This is a genomic window from Streptomyces sp. NPDC031554 (assembly GCF_055580685.1).
In genome coordinates this window covers 43,325-62,075 of sequence record NZ_JBVIKX010000001.1, presented here as the reverse complement: position 1 = coordinate 62,075, position 18,751 = coordinate 43,325, and the positions used below count along the sequence as shown (strand labels likewise).

The 18,751-nt window shown below is 72.8% G+C and carries 16 protein-coding genes; 11 read left to right on the top strand and 5 right to left on the bottom strand.

The window, feature by feature from the left end; genetic code table 11:
• Positions 1-39: 39 nt before the first annotated feature.
• Positions 40-1,974: an acyl-CoA dehydrogenase family protein gene (locus ACZ5FU_RS00245; protein WP_451526353.1), complete on the top strand. Its 1,935-nt coding sequence runs from the start codon at positions 40-42 to the stop codon at positions 1,972-1,974.
• 30 nt (positions 1,975-2,004) lie between these two features.
• Here the strand turns inward: ACZ5FU_RS00245 and ACZ5FU_RS00240 are convergent, their stop codons facing one another.
• Complete coding sequence (locus ACZ5FU_RS00240; RefSeq protein WP_468644928.1) at positions 2,005-2,454, bottom strand: lamin tail domain-containing protein; 450 nt, start codon at positions 2,452-2,454, stop codon at positions 2,005-2,007.
• A 188-nt stretch (positions 2,455-2,642) separates the two neighbouring features.
• Here ACZ5FU_RS00240 and dxr point away from each other — a divergent pair, with 188 nt between their 5' ends.
• The 3 genes from dxr (at position 2,643) to ispG (ending at position 6,575) form a co-directional block, all read left to right on the top strand.
• A complete protein-coding gene (gene dxr, locus ACZ5FU_RS00235; RefSeq protein WP_451777271.1) occupies positions 2,643-3,899 on the top strand; it encodes a 1-deoxy-D-xylulose-5-phosphate reductoisomerase in 1,257 nt (418 codons plus the stop codon).
• Complete coding sequence (locus ACZ5FU_RS00230) at positions 3,896-5,200, top strand: M50 family metallopeptidase (RefSeq protein ID WP_451526356.1); 1,305 nt, start codon at positions 3,896-3,898, stop codon at positions 5,198-5,200. Before dxr ends, ACZ5FU_RS00230 begins: the two co-directional genes overlap by 4 nt.
• 217 nt (positions 5,201-5,417) lie before the next feature.
• Positions 5,418-6,575: a flavodoxin-dependent (E)-4-hydroxy-3-methylbut-2-enyl-diphosphate synthase gene (ispG, locus tag ACZ5FU_RS00225; RefSeq protein ID WP_468644924.1), complete on the top strand. Its 1,158-nt coding sequence runs from the start codon at positions 5,418-5,420 to the stop codon at positions 6,573-6,575.
• A gap of 191 nt (positions 6,576-6,766) precedes the next feature.
• On the opposite strand, the gene ACZ5FU_RS00220 is transcribed toward ispG, so the two are convergent.
• Positions 6,767-7,504, bottom strand: a complete 738-nt coding sequence (locus ACZ5FU_RS00220) for a GNAT family N-acetyltransferase (RefSeq protein ID WP_469044002.1) — start codon at positions 7,502-7,504, stop codon at positions 6,767-6,769.
• 102 nt (positions 7,505-7,606) lie between these two features.
• Between ACZ5FU_RS00220 and ACZ5FU_RS00215 the strand changes: the two genes are divergently transcribed.
• From ACZ5FU_RS00215 to ACZ5FU_RS00205, 3 genes are all read left to right on the top strand, one after another.
• On the top strand, positions 7,607-8,455 hold the full coding sequence (locus tag ACZ5FU_RS00215) for a GNAT family N-acetyltransferase (RefSeq protein WP_468835858.1): 849 nt from the start codon (positions 7,607-7,609) through the stop codon (positions 8,453-8,455).
• A gap of 122 nt (positions 8,456-8,577) precedes the next feature.
• Entirely contained in the window at positions 8,578-9,108 is a 531-nt protein-coding gene (locus ACZ5FU_RS00210; protein ID WP_451531272.1) for a GNAT family N-acetyltransferase, read from the top strand.
• A gap of 122 nt (positions 9,109-9,230) precedes the next feature.
• Positions 9,231-10,937: a proline--tRNA ligase gene (locus ACZ5FU_RS00205; protein ID WP_451531271.1), complete on the top strand. Its 1,707-nt coding sequence runs from the start codon at positions 9,231-9,233 to the stop codon at positions 10,935-10,937.
• A 206-nt stretch (positions 10,938-11,143) separates the two neighbouring features.
• Here the strand turns inward: ACZ5FU_RS00205 and ACZ5FU_RS00200 are convergent, their stop codons facing one another.
• The 3 genes from ACZ5FU_RS00200 to ACZ5FU_RS00190 are packed head-to-tail and all read right to left on the bottom strand — an operon-like array spanning position 11,144 to position 13,194.
• Entirely contained in the window at positions 11,144-12,037 is an 894-nt protein-coding gene (locus ACZ5FU_RS00200) for an aminoglycoside phosphotransferase family protein (protein WP_451531270.1), read from the bottom strand.
• Between the two features lie 27 nt (positions 12,038-12,064).
• Entirely contained in the window at positions 12,065-12,601 is a 537-nt protein-coding gene (locus ACZ5FU_RS00195; RefSeq protein ID WP_451531269.1) for a ferritin-like domain-containing protein, read from the bottom strand.
• Positions 12,598-13,194, bottom strand: coding sequence for a hypothetical protein (locus ACZ5FU_RS00190; RefSeq protein ID WP_451531268.1), 597 nt, complete (start codon positions 13,192-13,194; stop codon positions 12,598-12,600). Before ACZ5FU_RS00190 ends, ACZ5FU_RS00195 begins: the two co-directional genes overlap by 4 nt.
• A 257-nt stretch (positions 13,195-13,451) precedes the next feature.
• Here ACZ5FU_RS00190 and rimP point away from each other — a divergent pair, with 257 nt between their 5' ends.
• From rimP to infB, 4 genes are all read left to right on the top strand, one after another.
• Positions 13,452-13,979 carry a ribosome maturation factor RimP gene (gene rimP, locus ACZ5FU_RS00185; protein WP_451531267.1) on the top strand — a complete coding sequence of 176 codons (528 nt, stop codon included), beginning with the start codon at positions 13,452-13,454 and terminating at the stop codon, positions 13,977-13,979.
• A gap of 2 nt (positions 13,980-13,981) precedes the next feature.
• On the top strand, positions 13,982-14,968 hold the full coding sequence (nusA, locus tag ACZ5FU_RS00180) for a transcription termination factor NusA (protein ID WP_382792148.1): 987 nt from the start codon (positions 13,982-13,984) through the stop codon (positions 14,966-14,968).
• A gap of 163 nt (positions 14,969-15,131) precedes the next feature.
• A complete protein-coding gene (locus tag ACZ5FU_RS00175; protein ID WP_451531266.1) occupies positions 15,132-15,428 on the top strand; it encodes a YlxR family protein in 297 nt (98 codons plus the stop codon).
• Between the two features lie 147 nt (positions 15,429-15,575).
• Entirely contained in the window at positions 15,576-18,665 is a 3,090-nt protein-coding gene (infB, locus tag ACZ5FU_RS00170) for a translation initiation factor IF-2 (RefSeq protein WP_468644917.1), read from the top strand.
• Positions 18,666-18,751 lie beyond the last annotated feature (86 nt).

Here is an 18,751-nt window from a genome sequence, read left to right as displayed (position 1 = left end):
TGGGGTTCCGAGATCCCGATTCGCGGCGAGGTGAGCCTCATGTCCGCACCACCCCTCAAGAAGCCCGTCGTCACCGAACGTGAGGCCCGGCAGGTGGCGGAGGCCGCCCGGGAGCAGGACTGGCGCAAGCCCAGCTTCGCCAAGGAACTGTTCCTGGGCCGTTTCCGCCTCGACCTCATCCACCCCCACCCCCTCCCCGCCGACGAGGCCGTGCGGCGCGGCGAGCAGTTCCTGACCAAGCTCCGCGAGTTCTGCGAGACGCGGATCGACGGCGCCCGCATCGAGCGCGAGGCCCGCATCCCCGACGAGGTCGTGGCCGGCCTCAAGGAACTCGGCGCCCTCGGCATGAAGATCGACCCCCGGTACGGCGGGCTCGGCCTCACCCAGGTCTACTACAACAAGGCGCTGGCCCTGGTCGGCTCGGTCAGCCCGGCGGTCGGCGTGCTGCTCTCGGCGCACCAGTCGATCGGCGTGCCGCAGCCGCTCAAGCTGTTCGGCACCGACGAGCAGAAGCAGCGGTTCCTGCCGCGCTGCGCCCGCACCGACATCAGCGCCTTCCTCCTCACCGAGCCGGACGTCGGCTCCGACCCGGCACGCCTCGCCACCAGCGCCGTACCCGACGGGGACCACTACGTCCTCGACGGCGTGAAGCTGTGGACCACCAACGGCGTCGTCGCCGACCTGCTGGTCGTCATGGCGCGGGTGCCCCGGAGCGAGGGCCACCGGGGCGGCATCACCGCCTTCGTGGTGGAGGCGGACTCGCCCGGCATCACCGTGGAGAACCGCAACTCCTTCATGGGGCTGCGCGGCATCGAGAACGGCGTCACCCGCTTCCACCAGGTCCGCGTGCCCGCCGCGAACCGCGTGGGCCCCGAGGGCGCGGGCCTGAAGATCGCGCTGACCACCCTCAACACCGGCCGCCTGTCGCTGCCCGCCTCCTGCGTGGCGGCCGGCAAGTGGAGCCTGAAGATCGCCCGCGAGTGGTCGGCGGCCCGCGAGCAGTGGGGCAGGCCCATCGCCGACCACGAGGCGGTCGGGGCGAAGATCTCCTTCATCGCGGCGACCACCTTCGCCCTGGAGGCCGTGCTCGACCTGTCCTCGCAGATGGCCGACGAGGACCGCAACGACATCCGCATCGAGGGCGCCCTGGCCAAACTCTTCGCCTCCGAGATGGGCTGGCGGATGGCCGACGAACTGGTCCAGATCCGCGGCGGCCGCGGCTTCGAGACCGCCGACTCCCTCGCCGCCCGCGGCGAGCGGGCGGTCCCCGCCGAACAGGTCCTGCGCGACCTGCGCATCAACCGCATCTTCGAGGGCTCGACGGAGATCATGCACCTGCTGATCGCCCGCGAGGCCGTCGACGCCCACCTCTCGGTCGCCGGCGACCTCATCGACCCCGACAAGTCCCTCCAGGACAAGGTGAGGGCGGGCGCGGGCGCGGGCCTCTTCTACGCCAGGTGGCTGCCGAAGCTGGTCGCGGGCCCCGGCCAGCTCCCGAACTCCTTCAACGGGTTCACCCACCAGGTCGACCTCTCCCCGCACCTGCGGTACGTCGAGCGGCACGCCCGCAAACTGGCCCGCTCCACCTTCTACGCCATGTCCCGCTGGCAGGGCCGCATGGAGACCAAGCAGAACTTCCTCGGCCGGATCGTCGACATCGGCGCCGAACTGTTCGCGATGAGCGCGGCCTGCGTGCGCGCCGAACTGCTGCGCTCCCGCGGCGAGCACGGCCGCGAGGCCTACCAGCTGGCCGACGCCTTCTGCCGCCAGTCCCGCCTGAGGGTCGAGGAACTCTTCACCCGCCTGTGGTCCAACACCGACGACCTCGACCGCAAGGTCGTCGAGGGCGTCCTGTCGGGCACCTACGCGTGGCTGGAGCAGGGCATCCTCGACCCGTCGGGCGAGGGCCCGTGGATCGCCGACACGACGCCCGGCCCCAGCGCGCGGGAGAACGTCCACCGCCCGGTCGGATGACGGCCCGAGGGGCGGCGGAGCGCGGGTGCCTCAGCAGTACGTGTATCCGCTGCCCTTCGAGGACCACGAGCAGGAGTCGGCCTTCGCGCCGCTCGCCCTGTAGAGCTTCGCGGTGTCGCCGGTGTTGTTCCAGACGTACCAGGAGCGGCCCCAGTACTTGTCGGTCCCGGTGTTGGTGCCCTTGCCGGTGTGCACCTTCTTGGAGCTGCCGGCCGCGATCCGCACGTCGCCGAAGGTGTACGTGTAGCCCGTGACGTCCTTGATCTTCCAGCCCTTGAGCGAGACCGCCGACGAGGTCGAGTTCTTGATCCTGACCCATTCGCCGTTGAGGCTCGTGTTCGAGCCGCCGTCCGAGCCGGGGCTGTCGTAGTACACCTGGGAGATGTGCACGGACCCGGCGGCCTGGGCCGGAGAGGCGAGCAGCGTGCCGGTGATGACGGCGGCGCCCGCGAGCGCGGGCAGGGCGGCGCGTATGCGCATGGAGAATCCCCCCAAGGATGTCGTCCCGTGACGGCCGGTCGTCCACCGGCCAGAGTGAAGTGTTATCACACGATCTTCACGCGGTCTCCACAAAGGGGGATCTTCCCTCGCGGGCGCGCAGGGCGACGGGGCACCCGCGCGAAGGACGTGCTGTCCCCGCGGGGGGCCGGTGCGGCCACAATGGGGGGATGAGTGACAGTCCAGCTCCCCTCGCCGACCCCCACCTCGTCTACGACCCCGTGGCGGGCGACGGCCCGAAGGACGTGGTGATCCTCGGCTCCACGGGTTCGATCGGCACCCAGGCCGTCGACCTCGTGCTGCGCAACCCGGACCGCTTCCGGGTGACCGGCCTGTCCGCCAACGGCGGCCGGGTCGCCCTCCTGGCCGAGCAGGCCCACCGGCTCCGGGTGCGGACCGTCGCGGTCGCCCGCGAGGACGTCGTACCGGCCCTGCGGGAGGCCCTGAGCAGCGCGTACGGACCCGGCGGGCCGCTCCCCGAGATCCTCGCCGGACCGGACGCGGCCACCCTCCTCGCCGCCTCCGACGGCCACACCGTGCTGAACGGCATCACCGGGTCCATCGGCCTCGCGCCCACCCTCGCCGCCCTGGAGGCGGGCCGCACCCTCGCGCTCGCCAACAAGGAGTCGCTCATCGTCGGCGGCCCGCTGGTGAAGGCGCTCGCCGAGCCCGGCCAGATCATCCCGGTCGACTCCGAGCACGCGGCGCTCTTCCAGGCCCTCGCGGCCGGCACCCGCGCCGACGTCCGCAAGCTCGTCGTCACCGCCTCCGGCGGCCCCTTCCGCGGCCGCACCAAGGACCAGCTGGCGCACGTCACCGTCGAGGACGCCCTCGCGCACCCCACCTGGGCCATGGGCCCGGTCATCACGATCAACTCGGCGACCCTCGTCAACAAGGGCCTGGAGGTCATCGAGGCGCATCTCCTCTACGACATTCCCTTCTCCCGCATTGAGGTGGTCGTGCATCCGCAGTCGTATGTCCACTCGATGGTGGAGTTCACGGACGGATCGACACTGGCGCAGGCGACGCCCCCCGACATGCGCGGGCCCATCGCCATCGGCCTCGGCTGGCCCGAGCGGGTCCCCGACGCGGCGCCCGCCTTCGACTGGGGCAAGGCGTCGACGTGGGAGTTCTTCCCGCTCGACGACGAGGCCTTCCCCTCGGTGAACCTCGCCCGGCACGTCGGCGAGCTCGCGGGGACGGCCCCGGCGGTGTTCAATGCCGCCAACGAGGAGTGCGTGGAGGCGTTCCGCGCGGGCGCGCTGCCGTTCAACGGGATCGTGGAGACCGTGACGAGGGTCGTCGAGGAGCACGGCACCCCGCGCGCGGGAACCTCGCTCACCGTGCCGGACGTCCTCGAAGCGGAGACCTGGGCCCGGGCCCGGGCCCGGGAACTGACGGCACAGACGGCGGAGGCCCGTGCATGACGACCCTGATGTTCATCCTCGGCATAGTGGTCTTCGCGTTCGGCCTGCTGGTGTCGATCGCCTGGCACGAACTGGGGCACCTGTCCACCGCCAAGCTCTTCGGCATCCGCGTCCCGCAGTACATGGTCGGCTTCGGCCCCACCCTGTGGTCCCGCAGGAAGGGCGAGACCGAGTACGGCGTCAAGGCCATCCCGTTCGGCGGCTACATCCGCATGATCGGCATGTTCCCGCCCGGTGACGACGGCCGCGTCACGGCCCGCTCCACCTCGCCCTGGCGCGGCATGATCGAGGACGCCCGCTCCGCGGCGTACGAGGAACTGCAGCCCGGCGACGAGACGCGCATGTTCTACACGCGCAAGCCGTGGAAGCGGGTCATCGTGATGTTCGCGGGCCCCTTCATGAACCTGATCCTCGCCGTCGCCCTCTTCTTCACCGTCCTGATGGGCTTCGGCATCCAGCAGCAGACCACGTCCGTCGCCTCCGTCTCGCCCTGCGTCATCGCCCAGAGCGAGAACCGCGACACCTGCGAGAAGGGCGACCCGGCCTCCCCGGCGGCGGCCGCCGGCATGCAGAAGGGCGACAGGATCCTCTCCTTCGCCGGCCGGCCCACCGAGGACTGGGACACCCTCTCCGACCTCATCCGGGTCAGCGCCGGCAAGCAGGTCGCGATCGTCGTCGACCGGGACGGCCGCGAGGTCACCCTGAACGCGAAGATCGCCACCAACCTGGTCGCGAAGAAGGACGCCGGCGGCTCCTACGTCCAGGGCGAGTACGTCAAGGCCGGCTTCCTCGGCTTCAGCGCGGCCACCGGGGTCGTCAAGCAGGACTTCGGCGAGTCCACGGTCTGGATGACCGAACGGGTCGGCGACGCCGTCGACTCCCTCGCCGCCCTGCCCTCCAAGATCCCCGCCCTGTGGGACGCGGCCTTCGGCGACGGCCCCCGCGAACCGGACTCCCCGATGGGCGTCGTCGGCGCGGCACGGGTCGGCGGCGAGATCGCCACCCTCGACATCCCGGCCTCGCAGCAGCTCGCGATGTTCGTGATGCTGCTCGCCGGCTTCAACCTCTCCCTGTTCCTGTTCAACATGCTCCCGCTGCTGCCCCTCGACGGCGGCCACATCGCGGGCGCCCTGTGGGAGTCGCTGCGCCGCAACCTCGCCAGGGTGCTGCGCCGCCCCGACCCCGGCCCCTTCGACGTGGCGAAGCTGATGCCGGTGGCCTACGTGGTGGCCGGGATCTTCATCTGCTTCACCGTCCTCGTGCTGATCGCGGACGTCGTCAATCCCGTGAAGATCTCCTAGCCGTACCGCGTTCAGGGCGGCCCGGCACGATCCGTGCCGGGCCGCCCTCCCACGAGCGGGGTCCGGCCGCCGGTGAGGGTGCCCGCCCGCGTGTTCCCCGAGTGTTCCGAGGACGGGGGAGTGCCCGCGCAGGGGCGCCCGTGCCGTAATCTCGAAGCCTGGAGCCCGCCATCGACGGGACCTGGACGTTGATCCACGACTTGGGGTTGCACAGCAGATGACTGCGATTTCTCTCGGCATGCCGTCCGTTCCGACCAAGCTCGCCGAGCGCCGCAAGAGCCGGCAGATCCAGGTCGGGTCCGTGGCGGTGGGCGGGGACGCTCCCGTCTCGGTGCAGTCGATGACGACGACGCGGACCTCGGACATCGGGGCGACGCTGCAGCAGATCGCGGAGCTGACGGCGGCGGGCTGTCAGATCGTGCGGGTGGCGTGTCCGACGCAGGACGACGCGGACGCGCTGGCGACGATCGCGCGCAAGTCGCAGCTGCCGGTGATCGCGGACATCCACTTCCAGCCCAAGTACGTGTTCGCCGCGATCGAGGCGGGCTGCGCGGCGGTGCGGGTCAACCCGGGCAACATCAAGCAGTTCGACGACAAGGTCAAGGAGATCGCGAAGGCGGCCAACGAGCACGGCACCCCGATCCGCATCGGCGTCAACGCCGGCTCGCTGGACCGCCGGCTGCTGCAGAAGTACGGCAAGGCCACCCCGGAGGCGCTGGTGGAGTCGGCGCTGTGGGAGGCGTCGCTGTTCGAGGAGCACGACTTCCGCGACATCAAGATCTCCGTCAAGCACAACGACCCGGTCGTGATGATCGAGGCCTACCGCCAGCTCGCCGCCCAGTGCGACTACCCCCTCCACCTCGGCGTCACCGAGGCCGGCCCCGCCTTCCAGGGCACCATCAAGTCGGCCGTCGCCTTCGGCGCCCTGCTCTCCCAGGGCATCGGCGACACCATCCGCGTCTCCCTCTCCGCCCCGCCGGTGGAGGAGGTCAAGGTCGGCAACCAGATCCTGGAGTCCCTCAACCTCAAGCAGCGCGGACTGGAGATCGTCTCCTGCCCGTCCTGCGGCCGCGCCCAGGTCGACGTGTACAAACTGGCCGAGGAGGTCACCGCGGGCCTGGAGGGCATGGAGGTCCCGCTGCGGGTCGCGGTCATGGGCTGCGTGGTCAACGGCCCCGGCGAGGCGCGCGAGGCCGACCTCGGAGTGGCCTCCGGCAACGGCAAGGGCCAGATCTTCGTCAAGGGCGAGGTCATCAAGACCGTCCCCGAGTCCAAGATCGTGGAGACCCTCATCGAAGAGGCCATGAAGATCGCCGAACAGATGGAATCCGACGGCGTCACCTCCGGCGAACCCCAGGTGTCGGTGGCGGGCTGACCCGCCCGGTCCCCGAGCCCACCAGATCCCGAGGCGCCCTGCCGCACCCCGGCAGGGCGCCTTGCCGCACGCGCGCCCTGGACCGCCGCAGGCGTCCAGAGGTGCGGGGAACCGCGCGACCAGCCCTCACCCACCCCCGCCCCACCGGCCCGCACCGCCGCCCCCTGCCGATCCCGCGCAGGCGGCCCGCGTCAGCGGTGCCGCATCCACACGTTGGGCTCCCGGTACACCCCCTCGTCCGCCTCGCGGTCGACCCGCAGCACACTCAGACCGTCCGGGATGACGTAGTCGCCCGACTCGGGCAGCGCCAGGCCGGTCCAGTCCTCCCACTCGGCGACCGTCCCGGTCATCATCTGGGAGGCCGGCGCCGCCGCGAGGATCTCCGCGCCGAGACGTTCGTGCGTGCGGATCCACGGGTCCAGCGCCGTGCCGTCGGCACGCCGCCACCGTAGGAAGGAGTCGATCGGCGTCAGCGGGTACCGTGCCTTCGTCGTCGGCCGCACCGGTGCGATCACCCGGCTCAGGCCGGCCTCCCGGCCCGCTTCCCGCAGAGCGCCCAGCGCCCGCCCCGCCAACCCCCGTCCCTTGAGCGACGGGCTGACGATCGCCCCGCAGATCACCAGGGTGTCCGGCGCGACGCCCCCTTCCCGCCCCTCGACGGCCCTGGCCGGACTCCGGCTGTACCCGGAGGGGAGGCCGTCGACCCGCCCGTCCCAGCGGATCGGCACGCCCCACCCACCGGCGACCGGCACCCCGCCCTCGTCGACGAGCAGGAGATCGAGGTCGGCGAACCACTCCCGGACCCGGCCGATGTACTCCCTGCTCACGGGATCGGCGGTGATGAACGCGGGAAAGCCCTCGCTGAAGAGCTCCGCGAGCTGCTCCGGACGCCACGCGCGGGCGTCGCTTCTCCCGGTTCGCAAGATCATGGACCCGTTGACAGCACAGGGGCCCCCTGCGACGGGCGGCACCGCACAACCCCGGCAGGTACAGTGCGGAGATCAGGCAGACCCCAGTGTGAGGCCCCGCACGTGTTGACGCAGACCACCTCCCGGGTTCTCGAACCGAGCGACCTGGACGCCGCCCTCGCCGTCCTCGACCGCGAGCCGGTCACCAATGCCTTCGTGACCTCGCGGGTGCAGGTGGCGGGCCTGGACCCGTGGCGCCTCGGCGGCGAGATGTGGGGCTGGTACGAGGACGGCATGCTGACGTCCCTCTGCTACGCCGGCGCGAACCTGGTCCCGATATGCGCCACCCCCCGCGCCGTCCGCGCCTTCGCCGACCGCGCCCGCCGGGCCGGCCGCCGCTGCTCCTCCATCGTGGGCCCCGTCGACGCCACCGCCCTGCTGTGGCGGCTCCTCGAACCGCACTGGGGTCCCGCCCGCGAGGTCCGCGCCCGCCAGCCCCTGATGGTCACCGACCGGATGCCGGACGACATCGCCCCGGACCCGTACGTACGCCGCATCCGCAAGGACGAGATGGACACGATCATGCCGGCGTGCGTGGCGATGTTCACCGAGGAGGTCGGCGTCTCCCCGATGACCGGTGACGGCGGCCTGCTCTACCAGGCACGGGTCGCCGAACTCGTCGGCTCCGGACGCTCGTTCGCCCGCCTCGACGACCGCGGCCGGGTCGTCTTCAAGGCGGAGATCGGCGCCGCCACACCCCGGGCCTGCCAGGTCCAGGGCGTCTGGGTGGCCCCCGAGTACCGGGGGAAGGGCCTGGCCGCCCCCGGCATGGCCGCCGTACTGCGCTACGCGCTCGCCGACGTCGCCCCCGTGGTCAGCCTCTACGTCAACGACTTCAACACGGCGGCGAGGCGGACGTACCGCAGGGTGGGCTTCGAGGAGACCGGCGCGTTCATGAGCGTCCTGTTCTGAGGCGTCCCGTTCCGCAGCGGCCTCTCCCGAGGGGCGCGTCCGGCTCCGCCGCGGGGGCGCCGGCCCGCCCCGTGCCCTCCGCGCCCGCCCGGCCTGCCGGAACCCCCCTGTAGGCTCCCGCCATGGACCTCGTCATCGGCCCCTTGGACCTTCCCGCCCACGTGGACGAGGCTCTCGCAGTGCAAGCCGTGGCCTTCGGACTGGGTCCCGACGAGGTGGCCGTCCGCCGGCAGATCGTCCTGCGTCACATGACCAGCCCCGGCGCGCGTGCGTACGGGGCGACCGCCGGGGACCGACTCGTCGGCTTCGTCTACGGCATGCCCAACGACCGCTCCCACTGGTGGTCCACCGTCGTCGAGCCCTACCTCCGCGCCGACGGCACCGACTTCTGGCTCGACGACTCCTTCGTCATCACCGAGCTCCACGTCCACCCGGCCCACCAGAACCGCGGCGCGGGCCGCTCCCTGATCACCACGATCACCGACACCGCGACCCAGCCGCGCTCGATCCTCTCCGCGATCGACGTCGACAGCCCGGCCCGCGCGCTGTACCACTCCCTGGGCTACCGGGACCTGGCCCGCCGCGTCCTCTTCCCCAGCGCCCCCCGCCCGTACGCCGTGATGGGCGCCCCCCTCCCGCTCCGCCGGGCGTAAACGGATTTCCGGCCGCGCGGGGCTCCCGGCTAACCTCCTAGTGCCGCAACAGGCAGCACCCTCCCCACCCTCGGCCCGTTCCGAGCGGGGCGAATATCCCGATCGGCAGGAGTTCGTACACCATGGCCAACGCACCGGTCCAGCGCATGTCCCAGTTGATGGCGAAGACGCTGCGCGACGACCCGGCGGACGCCGAGGTCCTCAGCCACAAGCTCCTCGTCCGCGCCGGCTACGTCCGCCGCACCGCCGCCGGCGTCTGGAGCTGGCTGCCGCTGGGCAAGAAGGTCCTCGCCAACGTGGAGCGGATCGTCCGCGAGGAGATGGACGCGATCGGCGCCCAGGAGGTCCTGCTCCCCGCCCTGCTGCCGAAGGAGCCGTACGAGGCGACCGGCCGCTGGGAGGAGTACGGCCCCGAACTCTTCCGCCTGAACGACCGCAAGGGCGGCGACTACCTCCTCGGCCCCACCCACGAGGAGATCTTCACCCTGCTGGTCAAGGACCAGTGCACGTCCTACAAGGACCTGCCGGTCATCCTGTACCAGATCCAGACCAAGTTCCGCGACGAGGCCCGCCCCCGCGCCGGCATCCTGCGCGGCCGCGAGTTCCTGATGAAGGACTCCTACTCCTTCGACACCGAGGACGAGGGCCTGGCCGCGTCCTACGCCCTGCACCGCCAGGCCTACCAGAAGGTGTTCGAGCGCCTCGGCCTGGACTACCGCATCTGCGCGGCGACCGCGGGCGCCATGGGCGGCTCGAAGTCGGAGGAGTTCCTGGCCCCGGCCGAGGCCGGCGAGGACACCTTCGCGGACTGCCCGAACTGCGACTTCGCCGCCAACACCGAGGCGATCACCTACGCGTCGCAGCCGGTCGACGCCTCCGCCGTGCCCGCGGCCGAGGAGATCCCCACCCCGGACACCCCGACCATCGAGACCCTCGCCGCCTCCCTCGGCGTGCCGGCCTCCGCCACCCTGAAGAACCTCCTGGTCAAGGTGGACGGCGAGATCGTCGCCGTCGGCGTGCCCGGTGACCGCGAGGTCGACCTGGACAAGGTCGAGGCGCACTTCGCGCCGGCCGCCGTCGAGCTGGTCACCGCCGAGGACTTCACCGGCCGCCCCGACCTGGTCCGCGGCTACGTCGGCCCGCAGGGCCTGGGCGAGAAGGTCACCTACATCGCCGACCCGCGCGTGGCGCCGGGCACCGCGTGGATCACGGGCGCCAACAAGGAGCACACGCACGCGAAGAACGTCGTCGCGGGACGTGACTTCGACGTCGACGCCTACGTCGACGTCGTGGTCGTGCGGGAGGGCGACCCCTGCCCGAACTGCGGCACCGGCCTCAAGCTGGACCGCGCCATCGAGATCGGCCACATCTTCCAGCTGGGCCGCAAGTACGCCGACGCCCTCAAGCTCGACGTCCTCGGCCAGAACGGCAAGCCGGTCCGCGTCACCATGGGCTCGTACGGCATCGGCGTCTCCCGCGCGGTCGCGGCCCTCGCCGAGCAGAGCGCCGACGACAAGGGCCTGTGCTGGCCCGCCGAGGTCGCCCCGGCCGACGTGCACGTGGTCGCCGCCGGCAAGGCCCTCCAGACCGAACTGGCCCTCGACGTCTCCGAGAAGCTGCGGGCGGCCGGTCTGCGCGTCCTGGTCGACGACCGGGCCGGGGTCTCGCCGGGCGTGAAGTTCACCGACTCCGAGCTGATCGGCGTACCGAAGATCCTGGTCGCGGGCCGCCGTTCCGCCGAGGGCGTCCTGGAGCTGAAGGACCGCAGGACCGGCGAGCGCGAGGAGCTGACGGTGGACGAGGCCGTCGCCCGCCTCACGACCGCCTGAGCACGTCCCGGATCATCCGCGGACCCGTTCCCCCGGCGCAGGACGTGACAGACGTCCGGCGGCGGGGGAACGGCCGTGACGACCGCGGGCGGCCCGGCGGCCCACCCTGTCCGGCCCGCTCCCGGGGCGCGGGGAGCCGCGCTCCCCGCGCCGACGCCCCCGCGGCCCCGGACCACCCCGCCCCGCGGGAACCCGCCGGACGGGCCTCAGAACCACCCGGCGAACTCCAGCAGCAACTCCGCGTCCTTGGGACGCCCCACGCGCAGGGCCCGCACACCCGACTCCACCGCCCGGAACAGGGTCCACCCCCGCAGCCGCTCCTGGTCCACCTCCAGCGACTCCGCGAGCCGCTTCACCCGCCGCCGGGTCGTCGCCGCCCCCGACGGGGAGGCGATCAGGTCCTCCACCCGGTCCCGGACCAGCCGCGCCAGATCGAAGGCGCACTCGCCGACCACCGGGTCCGGCCCCACCGCCAGCCACGGCATCCGCTCACCCGCGAGCACCTTGCTCTGCCGGAACGTCCCGTGCAGCAGCCGGTGCTCGGGCGGCGCGGCCAGCAGCTCCTCGCGGGCCGCGAGCGCCGCGTCGACGAGCCCCGCCACGTCCGCGCCGGCCCGCGCGCGCATCACCTCGGCCTGCCGCCCGGTCCGCTCGGCCACCGTCTCGAAGGAGTGCCCGGCGGGCGGCCGCACCCACAGCCGGCGCAGCGTCCCCGCCGCCTCCAGCAGCGCCTTCGCCTCCGGCAGCGACCGCACCGACACGTCGGGGTGCAGCCGCTCCAGCAGGAGCACCCCTTCCCCCGCCGGGCCCGCCACCAGCCGTACGGCGCCCAGGCCGTCCCAGTGGGCGAGCGCGGCCCGCTCCGCCTCCGGCCGGAACCGGGGCGGGGCCAGTTTCAGCACGGCCGGCGTCCCGTCGGCACGCCGCACCAGCACCACCAGGCTGCTGCGGCCGCCGGGCACCTGCACCCGCTCGACGGTCGACTCGCACAGCGCCACGGCCCGGCCGGCCGTCTCCGGCAGCCTCTCCAGCCAGTCGTCCCCGTCCGGCGCGTTCTCGCCGAGCGCCCTGACCAGACGCTGCGGCGGTTCGAAAGCCATACGCGAGTCGTCCTCTCCTGCGCCGGCCTACGCCGTCGGTGTGGGGGTCGGGGTCGAGGCGGGCGCCGGTGCGGCCGAGCCCGCCTTAGTCGCCGCGGCACCGGCCCCGGTGGCGGCCGGGTCCGTCTCCGCGCCGGCCCGCTCGGCGAGACCAGGGAAGGCTACGCTCCCGCCGCGCCAGCGCACCGCACGGACCGCGGCCTCCCGCAGCGCCCCGGCCGCCTCGCGGCGCCGGGCGCCGGTGGCCGCCCGCACCAGGTCCGAGTAGACCCCGGCGACGCGTTCCTCCAGCTCGACGGCGAGCCGGAGCGCCGCGGCGGAGTCCGGCACCGCGAACGGCAGCGCGTACGCGGCGCTCGCGGCGACGGGCTGGACGCCCAGGTCGCGCACCTCGCGTGCCAGCGCGTCCCGACGCGCCCGGTGCGCGTCGTACGCCGCCCGGGCCTCCGTGCGCCGCTCCTCGCGGATCCGGCCGCCGACCACCCCGTAGCCGTACACCGCAGCGTGCTCGGCGGTCAGCGCGGCCTGGAGCGCCGTGACCTCACCGGTGTCCCGCCCGCTCATCGGTCCTCCTCCGTCAGCAGGTACGCGTGCGCCGCCCCGGCCGCCGCCACCGAGGCCAGCAGCCGGGCCAGCTCGCCCGGCACGTCCGCCAGGGCGGCGACCCTGCGGTCCGCGAGGGTCCGCTCCGCGCCGGCCAGGTCGGCGAGCGCGCCCTTCGCCGTCAGGGGGACGACCGGGGACGACGCGGACGGGACCGCCCCGGAGACCGGGACCGACGCCGACGCCGATGCCGACGGCGCAGCGGCCGACGGGACGGACGCCGTGGCCGACGCGGACGCCTTCGCGCCCCCCTCCGCGCCGCCGAACGCCGTCACGTGCCGCACGACCTCCGCCCGCAGCGGTGCCAGCCGCGCCGCCAGCGCCGGATGGGCGGCGAGGACGGCGTCGTAGCGCTCCACCAGCCCCGCGCTGTCCGCGGCGGCACGCGCGCGTGCGCGCTCCTGGGCGGAGGCCGACGGACCCTCGCCGGAGGCCCTCCCGTCGCCCCCCTCGCCGGAGGAGCACCCGGCCAGCAGGGCGGCCCCGGCGGCCGAGGCGAGCAGAGTTCTTCGGCGCGGCCCCCGGAGGGTGCGCACAGGCGGCGGGAACGGCACGGCAGACGTCCTCGGGGAATCTCGTACGAAAGGAACCGATCAGGGCCGCTCACGCGCGTGCAGGCCCGTGATCACCGTACCCGCGCCCCGGGCCGGCACCACTCACCGGCACCGCCCGTGCCCCGGAGGGCGCCGGCGGGGGCCGCCGGGCACCGGTGGGCCACTCGGTGGACGGCAACACACCCCGCGACCGGATACCCTTTGACCAGACACGCGCACCGTCCCACAACAGCACACGCGGCCGAGGAGTCACCCGGATGAGCACCACCCAGAGCGAGAGGCTGCGAGAACTGCTCGAACCGCTCGTCACCTCTCAGGGGCTGGACCTCGAAGAGATCACCGTGGACTCCGTCGGCCGCAAGAGAGTGCTGAGCGTGGTCGTCGACTCCGACACCGGAGCGGACCTGGACCGGATCGCCGATGTGAGCCGCGCGCTCTCGGCGAAGCTCGACGAGACGGACGCGATGGGCGAGGGGGAGTACACCCTCGAGGTCGGCACCCCGGGCGCGGAGCGCGCCCTCACCGAGCGCCGCCACTACGTCCGCGCCACGGACCGCCTGGTGAAGTTCCAGCTCCACGAGGGCGGCGAGGTCGTCGCCCGCGTCCTCGGCGTGGACGACGACGGCCTCGACGTCGAGGTGCCGGGCGTGAAGGGCCGCAGGGCCACCACGCGCAGGCTCGCCTTCGGCGACATCGACAAGGCCCGCGTCCAGGTCGAGTTCAACCGCAAGGACAAGCAGGACGTGCAGGACGAGAAGGACATGAAGGAAGAGGAGGAGGCGTAGCCGTGGACATCGACATGAGCGCCCTGCGGGGCTTGGTGCGGGAGAAGGAGATCTCCTTCGACCTGCTGGTCGAGGCGATCGAGTCGGCCCTCCTCATCGCCTACCACCGCACCGAGGGAAGCCGCCGCCACGCGCGCGTGCGGCTCGACCGGGAGTCCGGTCACGTGACCGTGTGGGCGAAGGAGGACCCCGAGGACCTCGAGGAGGGCCAGGAGCCCCGCGAGTTCGACGACACCCCGTCCGACTTCGGCCGCATCGCCGCCACCACGGCCAAGCAGGTGATCCTCCAGCGTCTGCGCGACGCCGAGGACGACGCGACGCTCGGCGAGTACGCGGGCCGGGAGGGCGACATCGTCACCGGCGTGGTCCAGCAGGGCCGCGACCCGAAGAACGTGCTCGTCGACATCGGCAAGCTCGAGGCCATCCTGCCGGTGCAGGAGCAGGTCCCGGGCGAGACGTACCCGCACGGCATGCGCCTGCGGTCGTACGTCGTCCGGGTGGCGAAGGGCGTGCGCGGTCCGTCCGTGACGCTCTCGCGGACCCACCCCAACCTGGTGAAGAAGCTGTTCGCGCTCGAGGTGCCGGAGATCGCCGACGGGTCCGTCGAGATCTCCGCCATCGCCCGCGAGGCCGGCCACCGCACCAAGATCGCCGTACGGTCCACCCGTTCCGGCCTGAACGCCAAGGGCGCCTGCATCGGCCCGATGGGCGGCCGGGTGCGCAACGTCATGGGCGAGCTGAACGGTGAGAAGATCGACATCGTCGACTGGTCGGACGACCCGGCCGAGATGGTGGCGAACGCCCTGTCGCCCGCCCGGGTGTCCAAGGTGGAGGTCGTCGACATGGCGGCCCGCTCCGCACGCGTGACGGTGCCGGACTACCAGCTGTCGCTGGCGATCGGCAAGGAGGGCCAGAACGCCCGCCTCGCCGCCCGTCTGACCGGCTGGCGGATCGACATCCGGCCGGACACCGAGCAGCCCGGCGAGTGAGCCGGGGGATCACCCCCGTGGACGAACCGGAGGACCGGTGCGGTGACGTCCCCGGGAATGGATCCAAGCCGTAGCACGCTCAGATCACGTCAGTTGTACGCGCGGCAACCGTGCGACCGCTGCCCCGAAGGGGTGAGGTCGCCGCGGGGAGGTAGACTTAACTGTGTCTGGCCGGACGCAAGCCCGAGCATGCCCCGAGCGCACCTGTGTGGGATGCAGGGAGCGGGCGGCCAAGACGGAACTGCTGCGCATCGTGGCGATCGAGGACGCCTGCGTCCCCGATCCTCGCGGTACGCTGCCCGGCCGGGGTGCGTATCTGCATCCCGCCCCGGTCTGTCTCGACCAGGCGGTACGCCGCCGGGCGTTCACGAGGGCGTTGCGAGCCCCGGGAGCGCTCGACACAAAGGTGTTGCGCCAGTACGTCGAGCAGACGACCGTTGCCGAGCAGGCGACACCGTAAGAAGGCGTCGCGCGGAACCTCCGTGCGGCTCTGGTACCCCGCGAGTTGGAAGTAGGTCGAGATTGCGATGAGCACTCGATGAGCACGCGATGAGTACGCCCATGAAGTAGCGACGGTCCGGACACACCCGGACCTAAAAGGAGCGAAGTGGCTAAGGTCCGGGTATACGAACTCGCCAAGGAGTTCGGGGTGGAGAGCAAGGTCGTCATGGCCAAGCTCCAGGAACTCGGTGAATTCGTCCGTTCGGCGTCTTCGACCATCGAAGCGCCCGTTGTCCGCAAACTGACTGACGCCTTCCAGGGCGGTGGCAGCGGCAAGTCCGCCAAGCCCGCCCCGCGCAAGGCGGCCCCCAGGCCCGCGGCGCCCTCGCCGGCGCAGGCGGCCCGTCCGGGACCGGCCGCACCGCGGCCGGCCGCCCCCAAGCCTCCGGCGGCCCCGCAACCCGCGGCACCCGCCGCGCCCGCGGCTCCGGCCGCTGCGTCGGCCTCCGGCCCGTCGGCCCCCGCGCCGTCGGCCTCCGGCCCGCGTCCGGGCCCCCGGCCCGCCCCGCGCCCGGCCCCGGCCGCCCCGGAGTTCACCGCTCCGCCGGCGCCCCCGGCCGCCCAGAAGCCGGCCTCCCAGGGCCCGCGTCCCGGCGCGCCCCGTCCCGCCGGCCGTCCGGCCGGTGGTCAGGGCCAGCAGGGCGGTCAGGGCCAGCGCCCGGCCGCCGCGCAGGGTCAGCGTCCCGGTGGCGGCGCCCCCCGTCCGGGCGGTGCCCGTCCGGCCGGTCCGCGTCCCGGCAACAACCCCTTCACCTCCGGCGGCAACGCCGGTATGGCCCGTCCGCAGGCCCCGCGCCCGCAGGGCGGCCCCGGCGCTCCGCGTCCCGGCGGCCCCGGTGCCCCCGGCGCCGGTCCCCGTCCCCAGGCGCCCGGCGGCGCCCAGGGCGGCGGTCCGCGTCCGCAGGCTCCGGGCGGCGCGCGTCCGTCCCCGTCCGGCATGCCCCGCCCGCAGGGCGGCGCTCCGCGTCCGGGCGGCCCGCGTCCCAACCCGGGCATGATGCCGCAGCGTCCGGCTGCCGGTCCCCGTCCCGGCGGCGGCCCCGGCGGTCGCGGTCCCGGCGGCGGCGGTCGTCCCGGTGGCGGCGGCGGTCGTCCCGGCGGTGGCGGCGGCTTCGCCGGCCGTCCCGGTGGCGGCGGCGGCTTCGCCGGCCGTCCCGGTGCTCCCGGTGCCGGTGGTGGCGGCTTCGCCGGCCGTCCCGGCGGTCCGGGCGGCGGCGGTGGCCGTCCCGGCTTCGGCGGCCGTCCCGGCGGTCCCGGTGGCCGCGGTGGCACGCAGGGCGCCTTCGGCCGTCCCGGCGGTCCCGCGCGTCGCGGTCGCAAGTCGAAGCGGCAGAGGCGCCAGGAGTACGAGGCCATGCAGGCCCCGTCGGTCGGCGGCGTGATGCTGCCTCGCGGCAACGGCGAAGCCATTCGCCTGTCGCGCGGTGCGTCCCTCACCGACTTCGCGGAGAAGATCAACGCCAACCCGGCGTCGCTCGTCGCGGTCATGATGAACCTCGGCGAGATGGTCACGGCCACGCAGTCCGTCTCCGACGAGACGCTCCAGCTCCTCGCCGACGAGATGAACTACACGGTTCAGATCGTCAGCCCGGAGGAGGAGGACCGCGAGCTGCTCGAGTCCTTCGACATCGAGTTCGGCGAGGACGAGGGCGACGAGGAGGACCTGGTGGTCCGTCCGCCGGTCGTCACCGTCATGGGCCACGTCGACCACGGAAAGACCCGCCTGCTCGACGCCATCCGCAAGACGAACGTCATCGCGGGCGAGGCCGGCGGCATCACGCAGCACATCGGTGCCTACCAGGTGTCGACCGAGGTCAACGACGAAGAGCGCAAGATCACCTTCATCGACACCCCGGGTCACGAGGCGTTCACCGCCATGCGTGCCCGCGGTGCCCGGTCGACCGACATCGCGATCCTGGTCGTCGCGGCCAACGACGGCGTCATGCCGCAGACGGTCGAGGCGCTCAACCACGCGAAGGCGGCCGAGGTCCCGATCGTCGTCGCGGTCAACAAGATCGACGTCGAGGGCGCCGACCCGACCAAGGTGCGCGGTCAGCTCACCGAGTTCGGTCTGGTGGCCGAGGAGTACGGCGGCGACACGATGTTCGTCGACATCTCCGCCAAGCAGGGTCTGCACATCGACTCGCTGCTGGAGGCCGTGATCCTCACGGCCGACGCCTCGCTCGACCTGCGGGCCAACCCGACCCAGGACGCGCAGGGCATCTCGATCGAGTCCCGTCTCGACCGCGGCCGCGGTGCCGTGTCGACGGTCCTCGTCCAGCGAGGCACCCTGCGGGTCGGCGACACGATGGTCGTGGGCGACGCCTACGGCCGCGTGCGCGCCATGCTCGACGACAACGGCAACAACGTCGCCGAGGCAGGCCCCTCGACCCCGGTCCAGGTGCTGGGTCTCACCAACGTCCCGGGCGCCGGCGACAACTTCCTGGTGGTCGACGAGGACCGTACGGCCCGTCAGATCGCCGAGAAGCGCGCGGCCCGCGAGCGCAACGCCGCCTTCGCCAAGCGCACGCGCAGGTTCTCCCTGGAGAACCTGGACGCGGCCCTGAAGGCCGGCGAGGTCCAGCAGCTGAACCTGATCATCAAGGGTGACGCGTCCGGATCGGTCGAGGCCCTCGAGTCCTCGCTGGTCCAGCTGGACGTCGGCGAAGAGGTCGACATCCGCGTCCTGCACCGCGGCGTCGGTGCGGTCACGGAGTCCGACGTGGACCTCGCGATGGGCTCGGACGCCATCGTCATCGGCTTCAACGTCCGCGCGGCCGGCCGCGCGGCGCAGATGGCCGAGCGCGAGGGCGTGGACGTCCGGTACTACTCGGTCATCTACCAGGCGATCGAGGAGATCGAGGCGGCCCTGAAGGGCATGCTGAAGCCGGAGTACGAGGAGTTCGAGCTGGGCACGGCGGAGATCCGCGAGGTCTTCAAGTCGTCCAAGCTCGGCAACATCGCCGGTGTCCTGGTCCGCTCGGGCGAGGTCAAGCGCAACACCAAGGCGCGCCTCATCCGCGACGGCAAGGTCATCGCGGAGAACCTCAACATCGAGGGCCTGCGCCGCTTCAAGGACGACGTCACCGAGATCCGCGAAGGCTACGAGGGTGGTATCAACCTCGGAAACTTCAACGACATCAAGATCGACGACGTCATCGCGACGTACGAGATGCGGGAGAAGCCGCGGGTGTGACACCCCCGGTTCGCACCGGCCGGCGGGGCGCTGCCCCCGCCGGCCGGTGCGGCGTTCCGGCGGCGGTGAGCGGGGATAAAACCCCG

Excerpts from the sequence above, each read along its gene's own strand:
- ACZ5FU_RS00245 (WP_451526353.1), top strand. The coding sequence starts at position 40 with ATGTCCGCACCACCCCTCAAGAAGCCCGTCGTCACCGAACGTGAGGCC.
- ACZ5FU_RS00240 (WP_468644928.1), bottom strand. The coding sequence starts at position 2,454 with ATGCGCATACGCGCCGCCCTGCCCGCGCTCGCGGGCGCCGCCGTCATC.
- dxr (WP_451777271.1), top strand. The coding sequence starts at position 2,643 with ATGAGTGACAGTCCAGCTCCCCTCGCCGACCCCCACCTCGTCTACGAC.
- ACZ5FU_RS00230 (WP_451526356.1), top strand. The coding sequence starts at position 3,896 with ATGACGACCCTGATGTTCATCCTCGGCATAGTGGTCTTCGCGTTCGGC.
- ispG (WP_468644924.1), top strand. The coding sequence starts at position 5,418 with ATGACTGCGATTTCTCTCGGCATGCCGTCCGTTCCGACCAAGCTCGCC.
- ACZ5FU_RS00220 (WP_469044002.1), bottom strand. The coding sequence starts at position 7,504 with ATGATCTTGCGAACCGGGAGAAGCGACGCCCGCGCGTGGCGTCCGGAG.
- ACZ5FU_RS00210 (WP_451531272.1), top strand. The coding sequence starts at position 8,578 with ATGGACCTCGTCATCGGCCCCTTGGACCTTCCCGCCCACGTGGACGAG.
- ACZ5FU_RS00205 (WP_451531271.1), top strand. The coding sequence starts at position 9,231 with ATGGCCAACGCACCGGTCCAGCGCATGTCCCAGTTGATGGCGAAGACG.
- ACZ5FU_RS00200 (WP_451531270.1), bottom strand. The coding sequence starts at position 12,037 with ATGGCTTTCGAACCGCCGCAGCGTCTGGTCAGGGCGCTCGGCGAGAAC.
- ACZ5FU_RS00195 (WP_451531269.1), bottom strand. The coding sequence starts at position 12,601 with ATGAGCGGGCGGGACACCGGTGAGGTCACGGCGCTCCAGGCCGCGCTG.
- rimP (WP_451531267.1), top strand. The coding sequence starts at position 13,452 with ATGAGCACCACCCAGAGCGAGAGGCTGCGAGAACTGCTCGAACCGCTC.